The organism is Candidatus Binatia bacterium (genome assembly GCA_029248525.1).
In the GTDB taxonomy this organism is placed as follows: domain Bacteria; phylum Desulfobacterota; class Binatia; order UBA12015; family UBA12015; genus UBA12015.
In genome coordinates, this window is the sequence record JAQWJE010000039.1 from 157,987 (window position 1) to 175,397 (window position 17,411).

The 17,411-nt window shown below is 60.1% G+C and carries 13 protein-coding genes and 1 pseudogene; 6 read left to right on the forward strand and 8 right to left on the reverse strand.

The genetic code is table 11. The features are described 5' to 3' along the window. Positions 1-9: 9 nt before the first annotated feature. The 4 genes and pseudogenes from tatC to P8K07_08865 all read right to left on the reverse strand — a co-directional run bounded on the left by tatC (position 10) and on the right by P8K07_08865 (position 4,533). Positions 10-756, reverse strand: coding sequence for a twin-arginine translocase subunit TatC (gene tatC / locus P8K07_08850; GenBank protein MDG1958632.1), 747 nt, complete (start codon positions 754-756; stop codon positions 10-12). 333 nt (positions 757-1,089) lie between these two features. Next, positions 1,090-1,227, reverse strand: a pseudogene (locus P8K07_08855) (twin-arginine translocase TatA/TatE family subunit). A gap of 37 nt (positions 1,228-1,264) precedes the next feature. Next, on the reverse strand, positions 1,265-2,308 hold the full coding sequence (locus P8K07_08860) for a histone deacetylase (GenBank protein ID MDG1958633.1): 1,044 nt from the start codon (positions 2,306-2,308) through the stop codon (positions 1,265-1,267). After that, the gene (locus P8K07_08865) at positions 2,305-4,533 is read right to left on the reverse strand and encodes a PBP1A family penicillin-binding protein (GenBank protein ID MDG1958634.1); all 2,229 of its coding nucleotides are present in this window, start codon (positions 4,531-4,533) and stop codon (positions 2,305-2,307) included. Before P8K07_08865 ends, P8K07_08860 begins: the two co-directional genes overlap by 4 nt. A gap of 161 nt (positions 4,534-4,694) precedes the next feature. On the opposite strand from P8K07_08865, the gene ptsP reads away from it, so the two are divergent. Further along, positions 4,695-7,130, forward strand: coding sequence for a phosphoenolpyruvate--protein phosphotransferase (ptsP, locus tag P8K07_08870; GenBank protein ID MDG1958635.1), 2,436 nt, complete (start codon positions 4,695-4,697; stop codon positions 7,128-7,130). A gap of 4 nt (positions 7,131-7,134) precedes the next feature. Here the strand turns inward: ptsP and P8K07_08875 are convergent, their stop codons facing one another. Continuing rightward, entirely contained in the window at positions 7,135-8,280 is a 1,146-nt protein-coding gene (locus P8K07_08875; GenBank protein ID MDG1958636.1) for a thiolase family protein, read from the reverse strand. Then, a complete protein-coding gene (locus P8K07_08880; protein MDG1958637.1) occupies positions 8,277-8,690 on the reverse strand; it encodes an OB-fold domain-containing protein in 414 nt (137 codons plus the stop codon). Before P8K07_08880 ends, P8K07_08875 begins: the two co-directional genes overlap by 4 nt. A gap of 78 nt (positions 8,691-8,768) precedes the next feature. On the opposite strand from P8K07_08880, the gene P8K07_08885 reads away from it, so the two are divergent. The 5 genes from P8K07_08885 to P8K07_08905 all read left to right on the forward strand — a co-directional run bounded on the left by P8K07_08885 (position 8,769) and on the right by P8K07_08905 (position 14,853). Further along, positions 8,769-9,656, forward strand: coding sequence for a class I SAM-dependent methyltransferase (locus P8K07_08885; GenBank protein MDG1958638.1), 888 nt, complete (start codon positions 8,769-8,771; stop codon positions 9,654-9,656). Positions 9,657-9,688: 32 nt separating this feature from the next. After that, entirely contained in the window at positions 9,689-11,329 is a 1,641-nt protein-coding gene (locus tag P8K07_08890) for an acyl-CoA synthetase (protein ID MDG1958639.1), read from the forward strand. 151 nt (positions 11,330-11,480) lie between these two features. Beyond that, complete coding sequence (locus P8K07_08895; protein MDG1958640.1) at positions 11,481-12,707, forward strand: glycosyltransferase family 9 protein; 1,227 nt, start codon at positions 11,481-11,483, stop codon at positions 12,705-12,707. Continuing rightward, entirely contained in the window at positions 12,707-13,765 is a 1,059-nt protein-coding gene (locus P8K07_08900) for an SDR family NAD(P)-dependent oxidoreductase (protein MDG1958641.1), read from the forward strand. The genes P8K07_08895 and P8K07_08900 overlap by 1 nt, the downstream gene beginning before the upstream one ends. Then, complete coding sequence (locus P8K07_08905; protein ID MDG1958642.1) at positions 13,762-14,853, forward strand: radical SAM protein; 1,092 nt, start codon at positions 13,762-13,764, stop codon at positions 14,851-14,853. Before P8K07_08900 ends, P8K07_08905 begins: the two co-directional genes overlap by 4 nt. A 6-nt stretch (positions 14,854-14,859) precedes the next feature. Here the strand turns inward: P8K07_08905 and P8K07_08910 are convergent, their stop codons facing one another. Both P8K07_08910 and P8K07_08915 read right to left on the reverse strand, forming a co-directional pair. Continuing rightward, positions 14,860-16,467: a YifB family Mg chelatase-like AAA ATPase gene (locus tag P8K07_08910; GenBank protein ID MDG1958643.1), complete on the reverse strand. Its 1,608-nt coding sequence runs from the start codon at positions 16,465-16,467 to the stop codon at positions 14,860-14,862. Between the two features lie 107 nt (positions 16,468-16,574). Next, positions 16,575-17,408, reverse strand: a complete 834-nt coding sequence (locus tag P8K07_08915) for a MerR family transcriptional regulator (GenBank protein MDG1958644.1) — start codon at positions 17,406-17,408, stop codon at positions 16,575-16,577. Between the last annotated feature and the right edge of the window lie 3 nt (positions 17,409-17,411).

Consider the following 17,411-nt stretch of genomic DNA (forward strand, 5'->3'; position numbering starts at 1 on the left):
GCAAGCTTGTCAGTCCTGCGGTGGTTCTTCGGCTTTGCGGTGAAATGCCCACGCGACGAGAATGCTGAAGCAGTAGAGGATCATCAGCGGCACAGCCAGCAGCATCTGCGAGGCGACATCGGGTCCGGGGGTGAGAACCGCAGCGAGCACGACGATGATGATAATCGCGTACCTCCAGGGCTTGATCAGCGTTTGGTGGTCGATCACTCCGACGCGCGCCAGGAAGAAGGCGACCACGGGGAGTTCGAACGTGATGCCAAACGCAAGAAGGAGGCGCGAACTGAATGAGAGGTATTCGCTGATTCGCAGCGCGGGCTCGATGCCGATGGTCTCGTATTGTTCGATGAAGAAAGCATACCCGACGTAGAAAACCGTGAAGTAGCAGAAGGTCGCTCCGGCAAAGAAGAAGAACGTCGCGAAGACGACGAAGGGGACGACATACACTTTCTCGTGGCCGTGCAGGCCCGGAGAGATGAATTGCCATGCCTGATAGAATAGAACCGGCGAGGCGGCGAAGACGCCGGAAATAAAGGAGACCTTCAACTTGGTGAAGAAGGCTTCCGCAACGCCGGTCCCGATCATGGAGACGCCACTGCCCGCTCCGACAGTCTCGATTGGCGCGGTCAGGATCCCGAAAATCCGATCGGAATAAAGGTAGGCCACGCCGAACCCCACGGCGACAGCGAGAATCGCCTTCACCACGCGCCAGCGTAACTCCTCGAGGTGCTCGGTGAGCGGCATTTCCATTTCCGACATGAGATTCTCTTTCGGGAAGGCTTCTCAGCCCTCACCGTCCCGGTCGGGTGGAAGTTCGGCCCCGTTGGTCTTGAGGTTATCCTTTTGGGTTCCTTCTGTTGCTCGAGCCACCGGCGCCCCGGCGATGGATTGCGTGCCGAGTGTGGTGGTCGGTTTCCCGGTGGGTTGTGAGGGCGGCGTGACCGTTTCGTCAGCGGACTCGCTGCGGTCGGATCCTTCCAAAGGCACCGTTGATTGGGGCTGTCTCGATTCGCGGTCCGATTTCCGACGCTCGTTTTCGTGATCGCGTGCCTCGCTCTCGATCATATGGCGTGCGGCTTCGAGTTCCTTGTTCACGTCACCTGTGAGGCGGCGAAACTCCGCTAGTCCCTTGCCCAAAGAGCGAGCGACCTCCGGAAGGCGCTTGGGTCCGAGGACGACCAGCGCCACCACGATGATGACCGCAAGCTCGGGCATCCCGATCCCAAACATGTCCTAACGGTACCCGAGAGGCCGCGGGGATTCAATTTTACGATTCACCCGGCCGCCGCGCCGCCAGGGGCCCTTGCGCCCGATGGAGCTTCCGCAAGTCCAGGGTGAGCGCGCTGGGCGCTTCCTGCCACCGTTTCGGGCGCTCCGGTGAGCTCAACGCGGCTAGTGAAGCTTGAGCCGAGGAGGCAAGAGCGTCGGGGTCGTAGCCCCCCTCGAGGACGGCGGCAATGCGGCCGTCCGCCGTGACTTCTGCGAGGGTTGCGAGCTGGCCCATCCATCCGTGAAAACCTGCCTCGGTATACGCGAGGCTCCCGAGGGGGTCGCGGCGGTGGCCGTCAAAGCCTGCCGATACGAGCACGAACTCCGGCGCGAAATCATAGAGAATCGGAAGCAGAAGGTCATTCATCGCGAGATTGGCCTCTGCATCACCAGCGCCGGCGGGTAGCGGAACATTCGCGGTATACCCGGCTCCCGTCCCGTAGCCGATATCGCTTGCCGCACCGGTGCCCGGGTACCAGGGCGATTGGTGCAGGGAGGCGTAGAACACCTGCGAGTGGTGCGCGAAGATCTCTTCAGTTCCATTGCCGTGATGGACGTCGAAGTCGACGATCGCAATTCGGTCATACTTCTGAAGCAAGTGCATGGCAGCGATGGCCACATTGTTGAACAGGCAGAAACCCTGAGAAACTGACCGTGTCGCATGGTGCCCCGGAGGGCGAACGAAGGCGAAGCCGTTCCGTAGTGAGCGATTGTCCACGGCTTCGATCAGATCCAGAAGGCCGCCGGCGGCCTGCCGTGCGGTCGTGTCGGAGGCTCTCCCAGCTACCGTGTCTGGATCCAGGCGGCTTGAGGGCCGTGATCGTGTTGCGGCGATATTCTCAACGTGACTCAGGTCGTGAACTCGGAGGATTTCTTCCAGCGTGGCGGCACGCGCGGGGACTCGCTCCAGCGACGGACCCTGCCATTCTTCGATTGCAGTTTCGAGGACAGCACTGCGAGCGGGATTCTCGGGGTGCTGCAGCCCGGTATCGTGCGCCTGGAATTGCGAGCCGAAAACGACTCCTGTGGAGGGATGTTTCATGAGTCCCACTCGATCCGACCGGGTTCGGTGCCGCGACGAAATGCCTCGAGAAGGGATCCGGTCTCTCCCAGTCGCGATCTTTCCCCGGTATGTGCGTTGACCGGGACCAGAACCACGTCGGCTGGCACCGGGAAATCACGCACAGGCGCATCCGCCAGCGCCCCTTCCATGAAGCTGCGCCAGATGGGCGCGGCTACTCGTCCTCCTGTTTCCTTCCGACCCAGAGTTTTTCCACGGTCGTAGCCTACCCATACGCCGGCTGTGATCTCCGGCGTAAATCCGATAAACCATGCATCGCGTTGGTCATTGGTCGTGCCTGTCTTGCCTGCCGCGGGACGATCGATTCGTGCGCGTCGGCCCGTGCCGCGGTCGACAACCCCTCGCAGCATGGTGGTGATTTGGTAGGCAGTCGCCTCGGTGAGAACGCGGGCGCTCCGGGGTTGTCGCTCCTCCAGCACGTTACCGTGCTGGTCGGTGATCTTGGTGATGAACCGCGGCTCCACAAGCTCTCCGGAGGAGCCGAAAACCCCATAAGCTCTGACGAGCTCGAGCAGGCTGGTTTCTCCGGTTCCGAGAGAGATGGAGAGGTTGGCTGCAAAACGAGTCGGAAAACCGAATCGGGGCAGGTAGTCGAGAAGGTAGGGGAGGCCGATGGCGTCGACCAGTTTGACTGTAGGCACATTTCGGGACTTTGTGAGCGCCTCACGAACGGTCGTCGGCCCGTAAAAGCGCTTGGTGAAGTTCTTTGGCGACCATGGTTTGCCGGGCTGATCGGGAAAAGTCACAGGTGCGTCGTCCAGAAGCGTCACGGGTGTGTAACCCCGGTCCAGAGCAGCTGCGAAAATCAGAGGCTTGAACGCGGAACCTGGTTGCCGCCGAGCCTGCAGGGCACGGTCGAACTCGGTGTCCCCGTTGTCGTTGCCGCCGACCAGGGCAAGCACGTCGCCCGTTTTCGGAGATAGCGCAACCAGCGCACCCTGAGTTCCATTTTCCGGAGCAACGGCGAAAAAGGGTTCTTGATCGTTCGCGCGCGTGACACGCAGTTCGATGACGTCTCCGAGGCCGGGTTCTCGACCCGAGCGCAGGGCCCATTTCATTCCGTTGGCGGGCACGGTCGCGAACCCGCCAGCCCACCGCACGTAGAGACCGCCGTCGCGGGGGCGCACGCGGCGTCCCGGGCCGGTGATCACAACAGCTTCGACTCGAGATTCAGCGGGTGGCAGTGGGTCGGAGGAGCGCGTGGTTCCGGCTTCGGGCAGCAACAATTCCCACTCCTGACGGGAAAGCTTCCGCAACGGGCCGCGATAGCCCTGTCTCATATCAGCCGCATTGATGCCTTTGGCGAGAGCGGATTGCGCTTCGCGCTGGATACGCAAGTCGAGGGGCGTATGCACGGTGAGGCCGAGTCGATAGGTGCCGCTGCTGCCATAACGTGCAACCAGAAGTCGACGCACATGCTCGACATACCAGGGCGCCGGGCCTTTCGGCGTCTTCGTCTGATCCGCCTTCTGGAGTTCGAGGTCTTGTTCGCCAGCCTCGGCAGCCTCCTCAGGCGTAATGAAATTCTCCTCAATCATCCGCCGCAGGACATATCTTTGTCGTGCCTTGGCCTGCGGCAGGTTTCGGGTGGGCGAATAGCGACTGGGCGCCTGCGGCAATCCTGCGAGCATCGCGGCCTGCGCGAGCGAAAGTTCACCGACATCCTTGTTGAAATATTCGCGTGCTGCGGCCTGAACGCCGTAGGCTCCAGATCCGAGATAGATCTGATTGAGATAGAGGGACAGGATCTGCGATTTTGTCAGCTCGGTTTCGAGCCTGAGAGACAGGACCGCTTCGCGAATCTTGCGCTCGTAGCTCCTCTCCGGCGTCAGCAGGAGTTGTTTGACCACCTGTTGGGTGATGGTGCTGCCCCCCTGGCTGGTTTTCCGCGCTCGGACGTTCGCGAAAGCCGCCCGTATGATACCGATGGGGTCGAGTCCGAAGTGGCTGTAGAAGGTGGCATCTTCTGCCGCTAGAAAGGCGAGTTGTACAGTTTTAGGAATCTTGTAAATCGGCGTGACGTATCGTTTCTCGATAAAGAACTCGCCGATCGTGGTGCCGTCGGCGGCGAGCACTCTGGTGGCTACCGGTGGGTTGTAGTCGAGGAGCTTGGCCACCGGAGGGAGCCCCGTCGAGAACTCGCGATAGGCGAAGACGAGGGCGGTGATGAGGAGCACGAAAAGCACGGCCACCATCCCGCTGAGCAGTGCGCGAAATGGGTCTCTCGATTGCCGTCCTCCCCTTTGCTTCCTCCTCCCCACGGGCCGTTTTTAGCCGAAATGGTCAAGCGGCACCACGATTGGGCTGCACCCGTCACAAATGTCTGAGCGCATGCTAGGATATAAATGTGCCTAAACTGACGAACAAGGCAGACGGTCTCAAGCTGAGGACTGGTCGCGCAGGGAACGGTTCCATGCGGGAATTGCGTTTGCTGGAGCGCGTCGGAGCCCTGATTCTGGAATCAGAGGACCTCAAGGAAACCCTGGAGAGTGTCGTCGGCGTGGTCGCCGACCGAATGCGGACGGAGGTATGCTCACTCTATTTGCTCGACGACAAGCAGCTCTCCCTCAAGCTCTGGGCGACGACCGGCCTCGACCGCGATGCCATCGGCAGAGTGGAGATGCGAACCGATGAAGGGCTTACGGGCCTCGTAATCGAGAATATGGAGAAGGTCGTTGCTGAAGATGCACCGATTCATCCACGCTTCAAATTCTTCCCCGAGTTGGGCGAGGAGCGTTACCATTCCTTTCTCGGTGTTCCGGTCCTCGAGCGTCATGCGCCACTTGGCGTTCTGGTTGTCCAGACGCTTCGTCGTCGGTCCTTTACCGGTGATGAAGTCAGCCTCTTGCGCACGATTGCAGGCCAGATCGCCTCTGTGCTGGTCAAGGCGCGCCTGCTCGACAGCCTGAAGCTCAAGGAGCGAGAGCAGGCAGATTACCGGCGACGCATGTTGGATGCCCTCCGTCGCCTGCAGGCCGTGGAACGTCAGGGCGAGACGTCGGCTGTACAACGAGCCGAGAATCGCGACCCGGGTCAGCGATTGCGGGGCATTGGGGCAGCACCCGGTTTCGGGATTGGCAACGCACATATCTTGCACCCGGAAGTTGTTCTTTCCGAGATTGCCGACGAACCGGTGGAGGGCCCGGATGAGGAGTTGGTCCGATTCGAATCTGCCGTCGCGCAGGCGATCGCGGATGTGCAAAAGCAGAGTGAGAAGATGGAGGAGATCTTGCCGGAGGCAACGGGCAAGATTTTCGAGGCCTATCTCCTGATGCTCCAAGATGACACCCTGGCAAGCCGAGTCCGTGATTTTGTGGCGGCCGGGTCGTCGGCGGAGTACTCCATACGGCTGGCGATCGAGGAGTTTCTCGAAGTCTTTGAGCAGGTCGATGACCCTTATCTTCGGGAGAGGGCCCTTGATATCCGCGACGTCGGACAGCGGCTTCTGCGAATCTTGCTCGGCCTGGATACGAGCCTTCGCGCACGACCTGGCAAGGGGAGCGTGTTGATCGCCCGCGAGTTGACGCTCACGGACCTTTCCGAGATTGACCTGATGGATGTTCAGGGTATCGCCCTCGCTACCGGCGGCGAGACTTCGCATGCGACGATTCTGGCGAAATCCTTCGAGATCCCGACGGTGGTCGGCATTGATCAGGTGCTGGAGGGCGTCTCGGAGGGGGATCATGTCATCGTGGACGGCAATGCCGGTGTCGTCTACCGCATGCCCGGCCCGGATGTCGTTAGTGAATACGAGCGAATGGACCGGGATTATAGGGACTTCAACGAGAATCTCGGCTCGCTTCATGACTTGCCGGCGACGACTACGGACGGACGCACGGTCGCCTTGAATGCGAATGTCGGCCTTGTCGGGGACGTCGTTTTGGCTAACCGCCACGGAGCAGAGGGTGTCGGTCTTTACCGCACCGAGTTTCCCTTTATCTCGTTTCGCGACTTCCCGAGCGAACAAGAGCAATATGATATTTACTGCAAGGTGATTCGAGGCATGGGCGGCCGCTCTGTGACCGTCCGGACGCTTGACATCGGGGCGGACAAATACCCGGCCTTTCTGCATACGCCCCGCGAGGAAAACCCGTTCCTTGGGTGGCGCTCGATCCGAGTCTCGCTGGAGATGCCGGAGTTCTTCGGCCAGCAGTTGCGAGCAATCATGCGCGCCGGTGTCGAGGGGCCCACCCGGATCTTGTTGCCGATGATCTCGTCGGTCGAGGAGGTCTTGCAGGCACGGGAAATTATCGAGAATACTCGCTCGGATTTATTGCGAGAGGGTATCCCCTGCGTCCCTGATTTGCCTTTGGGGGTCATGATTGAAGTTCCTTCAGCGGTCTATCTCGCTCCGCAGTTGGTACAATATGCCGATTTTCTGTCGATCGGCACCAATGATCTGATCCAATATTTGCTTGCCGTCGACCGCAACAACCGCAAGGTGGCACCCCTCTACCAACCCCTGCATCCGGCGGTGCTCGGCACGGTGAGCTTTGTCGTGGAGTCCGCTCGCGCGGCTGGAGTGCCGGTGTCGATGTGCGGGGAGATGGCTGCAGACCCGATGTGCACGCTGCCCCTGCTCGGCATGGGGATCGATGAGTTGAGCATGGAGCCGTTTTTCATTCCTGTGATCAAGAAGCTGATCCGCTCGGTTTCTCAAGAATCGGCGCAGGCCTTGGCTGAAGAGGTGCTCTCCCTGGGAACCTCAAGAGATATCAAGCGAGCCGTGTTCGATGCCATGCGTGAGCAGGGGCTGCTCGAGTTGCTCGAGATGTACCAATAAACTTTTAGTCCTTGGCCAGAATCACGACGGACGCATTGGCGCCGCGGCCCACTGTATGGGCGAGCGCGACACGGGCCTTGTTTACCTGCCGTTCTCCGGCGGTACCGCGTAATTGCCACGCCAGCTCCACGACCTGCCCGAGCGCGGAGGCTCCGAGCGGTTCTCCTTTGGAGAGGAGTCCTCCGGAGAGATTGATCGGGAGGTCGCTGTCCCGGCTCCCTCCGCCGTTCCGGATATAGGCACCGCCTTCGCCGGCACCGCAGATTCCGAGCTCCTCGACCGAAAGAATGTGGCGGCCAGCGTCCGTATCCTGCAATTCGACCACGTCCAGGTCCTTGATTCCGAAACCTGATTGGGAGCAGGCCTCGCGAGACGCCACGCTTGTCGGGCTTTCCGGCTCGGCAACAATTCGACCGCATAAAGGAGTATGCTCGCCGAGCGCGCTACCCGGGTGGTGCGAGCGAAGAACGCTCGCGGCAACTTTGATGGCGGGCTGCCCCCGCGCAGGTTGGTTGGACAGGATCACGGCGGCGGCACCCTCGTTGGGCGAGCAGAGCATCCACAGGTTGAGGGGGGCGCAGACGAGTCGGGAGGTGAGAACTTCCTGTCGAGTGACCGGTTTGCGAAACATGGCGAAAGGGTTGCGCGCCCCTTGTTGGCGGTTTCGAACGACGACATCTGCGAGGTCGTCCGGGGTCACCCCGGAATGTTCCATCAGCCGTCGGGCTCGCAGCGCGAAGTATGCGGGGGCAGGCGTAAGTCCAGCTTCTTCGCACCAGCCCGGAAAAAAACTTGAGCGGATCATGCCCCGTGGCATCTTCTCCATGCCGAACACGAGCACTCTTTGATGACGGCCGGAGCGAATCAGGTCTGCGCCCAGCGACAGCGCCGCACCACCGCTTGCGCAACCGGCCTCGATATTCATGATCGGGGGGCCTGTCCAGCCGACCCGAGACAGGACCTTATGACCCGCGGCAACACCCGAATACACACTCGCGCAAAAAGCTGCATCGAAATCAGGTCTCTCCAGACCGCTGTCCTCGACAGCGGAGCGGATCGCAGCAAGACCGAGCTGAGTGACATCGAGGTCGGGGAATCGTCCGAAAGGATGAATCCCGACCCCGGTGAGGTAGACCGGATGGTCGCTCACGAGGATGCCTCGACCGGTTCGTATTGCCAGCTCGCTCGCGACGAGCCGTCTGCGGTAGTCAGGATCAATCGCCCGATGCGCAAAGGCATTCCCGAATAAAGCCGCGCTGGATCGGTCTCGGCCACCACCGAGACGACCCGGAGCCCTTCGGGTAGATCAACAAGTCCAAAGCCGTAGGGGACCTCGCCGATGTAACCGGGCGGCGGCGCTGTCACTACGGTTCCAACATGCAAGACTCCCGTCCGGCCGACAATTTCCTCCCGGCAGCCGGCGGAGCCGCAATAGGGACAGTCGGGAGTGGCAGGAAAATGAAGGTCCCCGCACCGATCACAGCGCCCCGCACAAAGGCCCGCACCTCGTGGGTCGTCGGGCTGGGTGAAAAGCCCGGGGTGGATCGGCTCGATATTCACAGCTCCCGGATACCAGTTTTCAGTTGGTGTGCCCAAACGGGATGATCCCGACCGCCAGATGGTGTAGAGGATCGGTCCATGAGTTCGTCGACAGAACATGAGGGGTCGGGTCCGCGCCCGTGTCTGATTTGCGGTGCGCGCGGCGCCAAGCCGTTGCACGGGCCGAGGAGCTCTCTTTACCGATGTTCCTGCGGACAGGTATTTGTCGATCCGATCCCCTCCGGCGATGAGATTGCTCAGCGTGAAGATGACGCGTTTGCCGGCGGGTTGATGGACGAAACGGCTGAGATGTTCACCGCGTATTATCGAGATTTCCCCGAGGATCCTGTGGTTCTCGGTTTTCGGGCAACTCTCGAGCGCCTGCATCAGTTGACCGGCGGCGGGCGATTGGTGGATGTCGGGATCGGGACCGGTCTGTTGCTCCACCTTGGGAAGGAGGCTGGATTCGACGTTCTGGGATGCGAAATCTCTCCCGGAGCAGCGGCGAAAGCTACGGAGGAGTTCGGGGTGGAGGTGCAGGTCGGTGATTTTCTCGAGGCCGAGTTCAGCGTCGCTCCATCTGTCATCACGATGGCGGACGTACTCGAGCACACGCACGACCCGCGGATCTTTCTCGAGCATGCTCTGGGAACTCTGAAACCAGGGGGGGCTCTTTTCGTGGCTGTGCCCAATCACCGATCGACCCTTTTCGGGATGGCTGATATCCTTGCGCGGCTTCCGGTAGTGGGAAGTCTGGCGGAACGCCTCTACGTGCCGAACCATTATTGGTACTTCACACCAGCGACTCTCCGAAGACTTGCTGAGGACGTGGGGTTCGAAGTCAGCGAGGTTCGTGGTGACACCCCATACCTTGGACGCTACAGCTTTTCCTTTCCGATTCGTGCGGGACTCGCGGTACTGTTCGCGATCGGGAAATGGACGGGTCTGGAAGGACGCGTCGAGATCTATGCCCGCAAACCGGCATGAGGCTGGCTTGAGCCTGAGCTCTGGAGAATCCGATGGAAAGTTTTAATCTCGCAATTTTGAACGAGCGGCTCGCGGAAAGCATGCCGGATCGTGAGTGTATGGTTTTTGGCGAACGTCGCTTGACGTACGCTGAAGTCGCCGAGCGTTCCCGTCGACTCGCCGACTATCTCCGCAAGGAGGGATTGGGTGAGGCGACCGATCGTCAGGGCCTGCCTGGCTGGCGCTCGGGGCAAGATCACCTGGCGCTCTATTTGATGAACGGCAATGAGTATATCGAGGGTATGCTCGGAGCCTTCAAGTCACGGACTGTTCCGATCAACGTGAACTATCGTTACGTGGAGGAGGAGCTGCGGTATCTCCTTCGCGACGCGGGGGCCCGGGCCGTGATTTTTCACGCTCGCTTTGCAGAGCAGTTGGCCAAGATTCTGCCCGACCTGCCGGAGCTCAAAGTATTGATTCAGGTGGAAGACGAAAGCGGAGCCCCGCTTCTGCCCGGAGCGATCGGGTACGAGGATGCTCTGGCCGCCGGATCCCCCGATCCTGTGAGCATGGAGGCATCGCCCGACGATCTCTATGCTCTGTATACCGGCGGAACGACCGGGATGCCGAAGGGCGTTCTCTGGCGGCAACATGATATTTTCATGGCGGCGATGGGCGGACGACTTCAGGATGGTAGCGGCTTTGTCGAGAGCACCGACCAGGTTCTGGAGATGGCGGTGAATGGAGGAATGAAGGTCCTGGCGGCTCCACCGTTCATGCATGGCGCCGGTCATTGGCTCGCTTTCATTACCCTTCATGGGGGCGGGACACTCTTCATCCAGAACGTCGTGGACCGTCTCGATGCGCATGATCTTCTCGCTACGATCGAGCGCGAGAAAGTGAATTTGATCGTGATTGTCGGTGACGCGTTTGGTCGGCCTCTTCTCGACGCGATTCGGGAGGGCAACTACGACCTTTCCAGCCTCTTCGTGGTGGCCAATGGAGGGGCTCCGCTCAGTGTGACGGTGAAAGAGGCGCTCCTCGAGCAATTGCCGCACGCTTTGGTCATGGACGGAATTGGTTCCTCCGAAACTGGTCAACAGGGAATGCATACCAGTTCCAGGGAAAGCGGCGCGTCTACCGGGAAATTCACGCCTGTGGACGACACCTGTGTGGTCGACGAAAACCTCCAGACCCGATTGACGCCGGGTAGCCCGGAGGTGGGATGGTTCGCCAAGGGCGGAAATGTGCCCCTTGGGTACCTCGATGACGAGGAGAAAACCCGCAAGACTTTCCCCGAGATCGAAGGTGTTCGTTATGCGGTTCCGGGGGATCGTGCCCGACACCTTGAGGATGGTTCCGTAGAGGTTCTCGGGCGGGACTCCGTGACCATCAACTCAGGCGGCGAGAAGATTTTCGCAGAGGAGGTCGAGCAGGCCTTGCTGGCACATCCGGCTGTTTATGATGCGATTGTTGCCGGTCGAAAAAGCTTGCGCTGGGGGCAGGAGGTCGTAGCCGTCGTGCAACTGAAGGAGGGCGTGGAAACTTCGAACGCAAGCCTGCTCGAGGAATGCGCTCGCCATCTTGCACGCTATAAGCTGCCCAAGGATTTTGTGTTTGCGGAGCGAATCCAGCGCAGTCCAAGCGGGAAGGCCGATTATCGCTGGGCCAGATCGCTTGTGGAAACTCCGTGAACTCGATCCTGTCAGGGCATGCGAGGAATGTCGTTGACCCGTTTTTGCCCGGAGTGGTAGTCAGGTCCATGTTTCTTGCAACCCTCAGGTGCCGGAGATTCCCGGCGCTGTCGGAGGGTGAGGGCGACCTGAGCGAGGCCGGCCCACAGCCATGAATCTGCGCATTGCACGATATATCGATCGTTGGCTCGGCTTGTTTATTTGCTTCGGTCTCTGGGCGATCAGCCGAGCGCTCGGACGTCTGCCCCCTCTCGGTGCAACGACCCCGCCGGAAGACGGTCCGCTGAAACGTCCCAGGCGAGTTCTGGGGATCAAGTTCTATGGGCTCGGGAACATTGCGATGATTCTCCCGACCGTGGCCTCGGTTCGCGGCGAGGGTGAAGTTGAGTTTGATTTCCTGACCCTTCCAGGTAACCGCAGCCTGCTGGAACAGAGCGGTCTGGTCTCGACGGTTCTGACCGTAGATGTCGACAGCTTCCCGAATTTTCTGGGCTCTGTTTTTCGTCTCCTTCGCCAGTTGCGTGGTGGCTACGATGCCGTCCTCGACTTCGAGCAATTCATGAAGCTGTCGAGTATTTTAGGTTCCTTGACGAGCGCTCCGGCCGTGGTCGGGTTCAATACAGATGGTCAGGCTCGCGGTTGGCTCTATACGCACCGGGTGGCTTATGCCGACACCGATCATATGGCTGATATCTTCATGCGCCTGGCTGTCCCTCTTGGTCGAGAAACCCTTCCGGCGCCACTGATCCTGCTTCCGACGCTGCCGCAGGACCGCGCGGATATTCAGGAACGATTCCCCGAGGATCCGGATAAACCTCTGGTCCTGATGCATGTGGGTACGGGGCCGAACTTCGACAAGATTGCCATCAAGCGATGGTCAGCCTCGAATTTCGCAGCGCTTGCCGACCACCTGGTCCGTGAGCGTCATTGCCGAGTGGTATTCACCGGCGTTGGCGTGGAGGAAGCTGGACTGGTGCAACAGGTGATCGGCATGATGGCGGAGTCTCACGCCGCTACCGACGCCTGTGACGCGCTTTCGGTGGGGGAATTGACCGCGCTGCTTGGCCATTCGCTTTGTGTGGTCACAAACGATACCTCCATTTTGCATTTGGCAGGGTTGATGCATACCCCGGCGGTCACTTTCTTCGGGCCGACGGAGCCCCGTCTGTATGGCCCTCGAGGGCCTCTCGATCTGGTTTTCTACGAGCAACTTTTTTGTAGTCCGTGCCTGTCCAATTATAATCTCAAGATCAGCCGGTGCGTGAATCCGGTCTGCATGAAGCGAATCGAAGTCTCAAGGGTAATCGAAACCATGGAAAGCGAATTTTTTCCCCGCCTGGATCTCGCGGCGACAAAGGCTCGACCGGAGGTCCATTGATGAAGGTCCTTGTGACGGGAGCCTCAGGCGTATTGGGTCACACCCTGGTCCCTCAATTGGTCGAAAAGGGGTACGATATCCGCCTTTTCGATATGGTGCCGACGCCCGAGTCGCTGCACGACGCGGTCCGGTCGGTCGGGCGTGAGGCTCGGATCGAATCGATCACGGGGGATATGCGTGACAAGGCTGCGCTGAGCGAAGCCTGCCACGATGTCGAAGTGGTGCATCATCTGGCGGCCGGCCAGCGCATGAAGCCACAGTTCGCCTCCTTGTCCGAACAGGATATCTTCGACATGAATTTGACTGGCGTCCAGAATGTCCTCGATGCTGCCAGGGAAAAACGAGCTCGACGAGTCGTATTCATTTCGAGTTCGGCGGTGTACGGGATTCCGCGCACCGAATTGGTCGACGAGGAGACGCATCCGAAGGAACCGCTGGGCGCTTATGGTGCGTCCAAGCTCGAGGCAGAGAAACTCTGTCTTCAGGCAATCGATGGCGGGCAGGATGTGGCCATGCTTCGACCCATGAGCCTTTTTGGGGACGGGATGACGGGCGTATTCGTCCTGCTTTTCGATTGGGTGCGCCGGAATCGGCGCGTTTTTCTCCTCGGGAGTGGCGCAAATCGCGTCCAGATGGTGGCAGCGGACGATGTCTCGCGCTGCGCGATTTTGGCGGCGACGTCCGATAAGGCGCGCGGTTTGGTTGTAAATGTCGGTTCTCCACCGGAGTCTGTGCCCTCGGTTCGTGCGCAATGCGAGGCTTTGATCGCCTATGCGGGGGCCTCGTCGAAAATCATGGCGTTTCCGGCAGCTTTGCTTCGAAACGCGGCGCGCGTGCTGAATCTTGTAGGTATGTCGCCGATCGTACCTGAGCATTATAAATTGGCGGATGTGAATTTCGTGCTGGACATTAGTCGTGCAAGGGAGAATCTTGGTTGGGAGCCTTCGGGAGACAATATCAAGATTACTTGCGACGCCTATGACTGGTACCTCGAAAACTGGGAGCGAGTTGCGCCCAAGCCAAACCTGCCTCTGCGCATTCTGGAGGCGGTGACTTGAAGCTTCGCACTTATGCAGCTCTGGCCAAGAAGGCTTTCGACGCCAATTTCAAGCGCCTCGATCATCCCTTCAAATTGACTTTCGCGATCACCTACTGGTGCAATTACAAATGCCAGACCTGCAACATCTGGAAGATGAAGCCGCGGAACGAACTCCGGGTCGACGAAATTCGCGAGTTCTTCCGTAAATCACGAGACTTCCTCTGGGTGGATCTTACGGGCGGGGAGGTCACGCTGCGCAAGGATTTTGTCGAGATCGCGCACACTGTGATCGACGAGAGCCCGAATCTCTTGCTGCTCCACTATCCGACCAATGGCTACCTCTCGGACAAGATCGTCGAAAACACGCGCCAAATCATGGAGCGACGTCCTGAGAAACTGATCATCACGGTTTCCACGGACGGTGACGAGGCCACCAACGACGAAATTCGTGGGATTGATGGCGGGTGGCAGCGTCAGATGGAGACCTTTCGGCGCCTCCGTGAGATTCCAGGGGTCGAAGTGGTTTTGGGAATGACTCTGTCGCAGATGAACGTTGATCATTTCCCCACCGCATTTGCTGCCGCTGCAAAGAAAATACCCGGGCTTACCTACCAGGACTTCCACGTGAATATTGTTCACGAGTCTTCTCACTATCTGGGGAACGACGAACTCGGCCTGAGAGACCACGTGGCGCCCACCATGCTGCTCGAGTCGGTCAAGGAGGTGGCGCGACTCCGAGGTTTGCCACGAGGGCCGGTCGGCTATCTCGAGGGGCAGTATCTCGACCGTGTGGAGCGCTATCTGATGACGGGTAAAACCCCGATGCGCTGTCATGCTCTTTCCGCCTCCTGCTTTGTGGACTCGTGGGGAAATGTTTTTCCGTGCACAATCTATGATCGCAAGATCGGAAGCTTGCGCGATGTGGACTACGATCTCCGTCAAATCTGGTCGACGCCTCTGGCCGAGGATACGCAGAAAGAGATCTGGAAGGCCGATTGCCCTCAGTGCTGGACGCCCTGTGAGGCCTACCAATCGATTATGGGGAATTTCCTGGTCCCCGGCCGCGAACTGGGTGGATCCGAGCCCAGCCTCGAAGCCAAGCCCTGACCCACCTCAAAGAGCGGGTTCGCATTGGGAGTCCCGGTATTGGAGAGCCTCGGCGACATGGGTTTCGGTGACCGTTGGCGAGTCCTCGAGATCGGCAATGGTTCTCGCGACGCGCAAGGTTCGATGGTAGCCCCGGGCCGTGAGTCCGAGGTGGTCCACGTTTTCCTCGAGAAGTGTACGAGCGACGGTTTCGATGCAGGCAGTCTGGTCCAACTCGTTCGGGGATAGTCTGGCATTGCAGGCGGCGTTCGCACGCACAGCCTGATGCGCCGATGCGGCGAGCACGCGCGTACGAACTTTCGCAGAACTTTCGTCGGGGAGTCCCTCCCGCAGAAATGTCGGATGCGTCGGCGGCAGGTTCAAATAGAGATCGATTCTGTCGAGCAACGGACCCGATAGGCGACTGCGATAGCGGAGTCTCGCTCCCGGACTGCAGCTGCAAGGCTGCGTGGGGTGGCCATACCGCCCACATGGACATGGGTTCATGGCCGCTACCAACAGGAAGCTGGTCGCAAATTGAGATTCGAGGCCGACTCGATGAAGAGTCACCTGTTGATCCTCCAGCGGTTGTCGCAGTGCCTCGAGGGTTTGGGGGTGGAATTCCGGAAATTCGTCGAGGAAAAGTACCCCATGATTGGCGAGAGCGATCTCGCCTGGCACGATCGGACGACCTCCTCCGACAAGACCGACGCGGGTGATGCTATGATGCGGTTGTCGGCACGGCGGGTCGCCCCGGGCGAGTCCATCGATTGCGAGTCCGGCAAGTCCATGCACCGCCATGGCTTCGAGGCGCTGCCGGTCTGTCATCGGGGGGAGAATGCCCGGCAATCGCTCGGCCAGCATTGTCTTGCCGGATCCCGGAGGGCCGCAGAAAAGAACGTTGTGACCGCCGGCGGCCGCGATCTCGAGTGCTCGTTTGGCGAGTGGTTGGCCGTGAACCTCGGCAAGGTCGGGCGTGGGCGGCAACTCCTTTGTGCCCGCGCCGCCACTCGTGGGGTCGGGGCGGGGCCAAACACTTTGCAAGCGACTCTGGAGATAAATCTGTGAATGACTCTCCGAGGTGGCGCCAGCCGTGCCCGAAAGTCGGGCGTGCCCCGCGGTTTGCGTCTCTGCCGAAATCTCCATCATGGCGACGGCAGCACGCAGGTCGGCGGGCGCCTGTATGGCGAGGTCGGGTACCATCCGTGCCTCTTCTTCGTTTTGCGGTGCCACGAGCACCCGATTGAATCCTGCAGAGAATGCGCCAAGGAGTGTGGCCAGACAACCGCGCAAGCCGCGCAGCGATCCGTCGAGAGCGAGTCCCGCCGCGACCAGGACCCGTTGGCTTTCTGGTACCGTGAGTGTGCCATGGGCCTCGAGGAGCGCGAGCGCGATTGCCAGATCGAGACCGGCGCCGTCTTTTCTTTCATCGGCCGGCGCCAGATTGATGGTGGTTCGATAGGGCGCCAAATGAAATCCGCTGGCCGCGAGTGCAACGTGAGCGCGGTCGGCAGCTTCGCGGACGGCTGGTCCGGGGAGTCCCAGCAGTTGCGTTCGGGGGAGGCCACGGGTGAGTTCCACCTCCACCTGAACGGGTCTTGGCGACATTCCCGACAGAAGGCAGCTATGAATCATCGGTTTCTCGGGTCCGCAGTGTCATTCTCGCCAGCGTAATCCTTCAGGCAAGAGTTCCGAGTCCGTGGAAAATGCAGACGAAGCATTTAGGGGTTGGCGTTAATGCTTCAGCGGCCGCGTAAAATTTCCCGACAGAGTCGCGTGTAACGACGCGACTCTGTCTGGTTCCCCAGACGGGCGTGGAGCCTCGCGAGGCAATGGTGTCCGTCGACATTCTCGGGATCGGCCACGAGCAGTTGCGAATAGCGACGGAGAGCCTTGGCCGAATCTCCCTGATCTTCGCTGAGGACCGCCAGGTTGAAGAGGGCGGTGCGCTCCTCGCCGTCGAGCTTCAATGCGTTCTGGTAAAGGGACTCGGCGCGATCATAGGCCCCGGACTCGTGTTCGAGGCGGCCGAGGTTTACGTAGGCGGGTATTGCTGTGCGATCAAGTTCGATCGCCTCTTCGTAGGCGACTTTCGCCTCGGGCAATGAGGTTTTCTCCAACTCGAGTCCCCGCGTGAACGCGCGGTAAGCCGCCCGGTCATCTTCCACGGGGGTGAGGTTTTCGATGCGGGAGTTCTGGTCGCGCCTCTGGAACCCGAGCAGAAGCTGGCCGTTATCCAACCAACGGCGGCCCTCGTGGGCAATCACCACGCGTTCCCCCTCCAGACGTAAATTTACGCTCGATATATCGCGCCCCTCGGGTAAGCGTGCCCGGATTTCCCGAACCAACTCGGCGATGCGTCGCGGAGGAAGGTTGGCGTCGAGGAGCGTTCGGGTCGCCCGCAGAACGAGGACGTCGTGCAGGGAATATTCGAATCGGCCCCGGAGGCCCCGAGTGGGCCGCAGGAAGCCCGCACGAACACAATTGCGGACGCGAACCGGCGTCAGCTTCGCCAGCTTGGCGATCTCGCGCGTGGTGAAGACGCGGCCCGCGATATTGTCGTTGTCGCTGCTCATGGT

Excerpts from the sequence above, each read along its gene's own strand:
- P8K07_08860 (MDG1958633.1), bottom strand. The coding sequence starts at position 2,308 with ATGAAACATCCCTCCACAGGAGTCGTTTTCGGCTCGCAATTCCAGGCG.
- P8K07_08910 (MDG1958643.1), bottom strand. The coding sequence starts at position 16,467 with ATGATTCATAGCTGCCTTCTGTCGGGAATGTCGCCAAGACCCGTTCAG.
- P8K07_08895 (MDG1958640.1), top strand. The coding sequence starts at position 11,481 with ATGAATCTGCGCATTGCACGATATATCGATCGTTGGCTCGGCTTGTTT.
- P8K07_08885 (MDG1958638.1), top strand. The coding sequence starts at position 8,769 with ATGAGTTCGTCGACAGAACATGAGGGGTCGGGTCCGCGCCCGTGTCTG.
- tatC (MDG1958632.1), bottom strand. The coding sequence starts at position 756 with ATGTCGGAAATGGAAATGCCGCTCACCGAGCACCTCGAGGAGTTACGC.
- P8K07_08890 (MDG1958639.1), top strand. The coding sequence starts at position 9,689 with ATGGAAAGTTTTAATCTCGCAATTTTGAACGAGCGGCTCGCGGAAAGC.
- P8K07_08900 (MDG1958641.1), top strand. The coding sequence starts at position 12,707 with ATGAAGGTCCTTGTGACGGGAGCCTCAGGCGTATTGGGTCACACCCTG.
- P8K07_08915 (MDG1958644.1), bottom strand. The coding sequence starts at position 17,408 with ATGAGCAGCGACAACGACAATATCGCGGGCCGCGTCTTCACCACGCGC.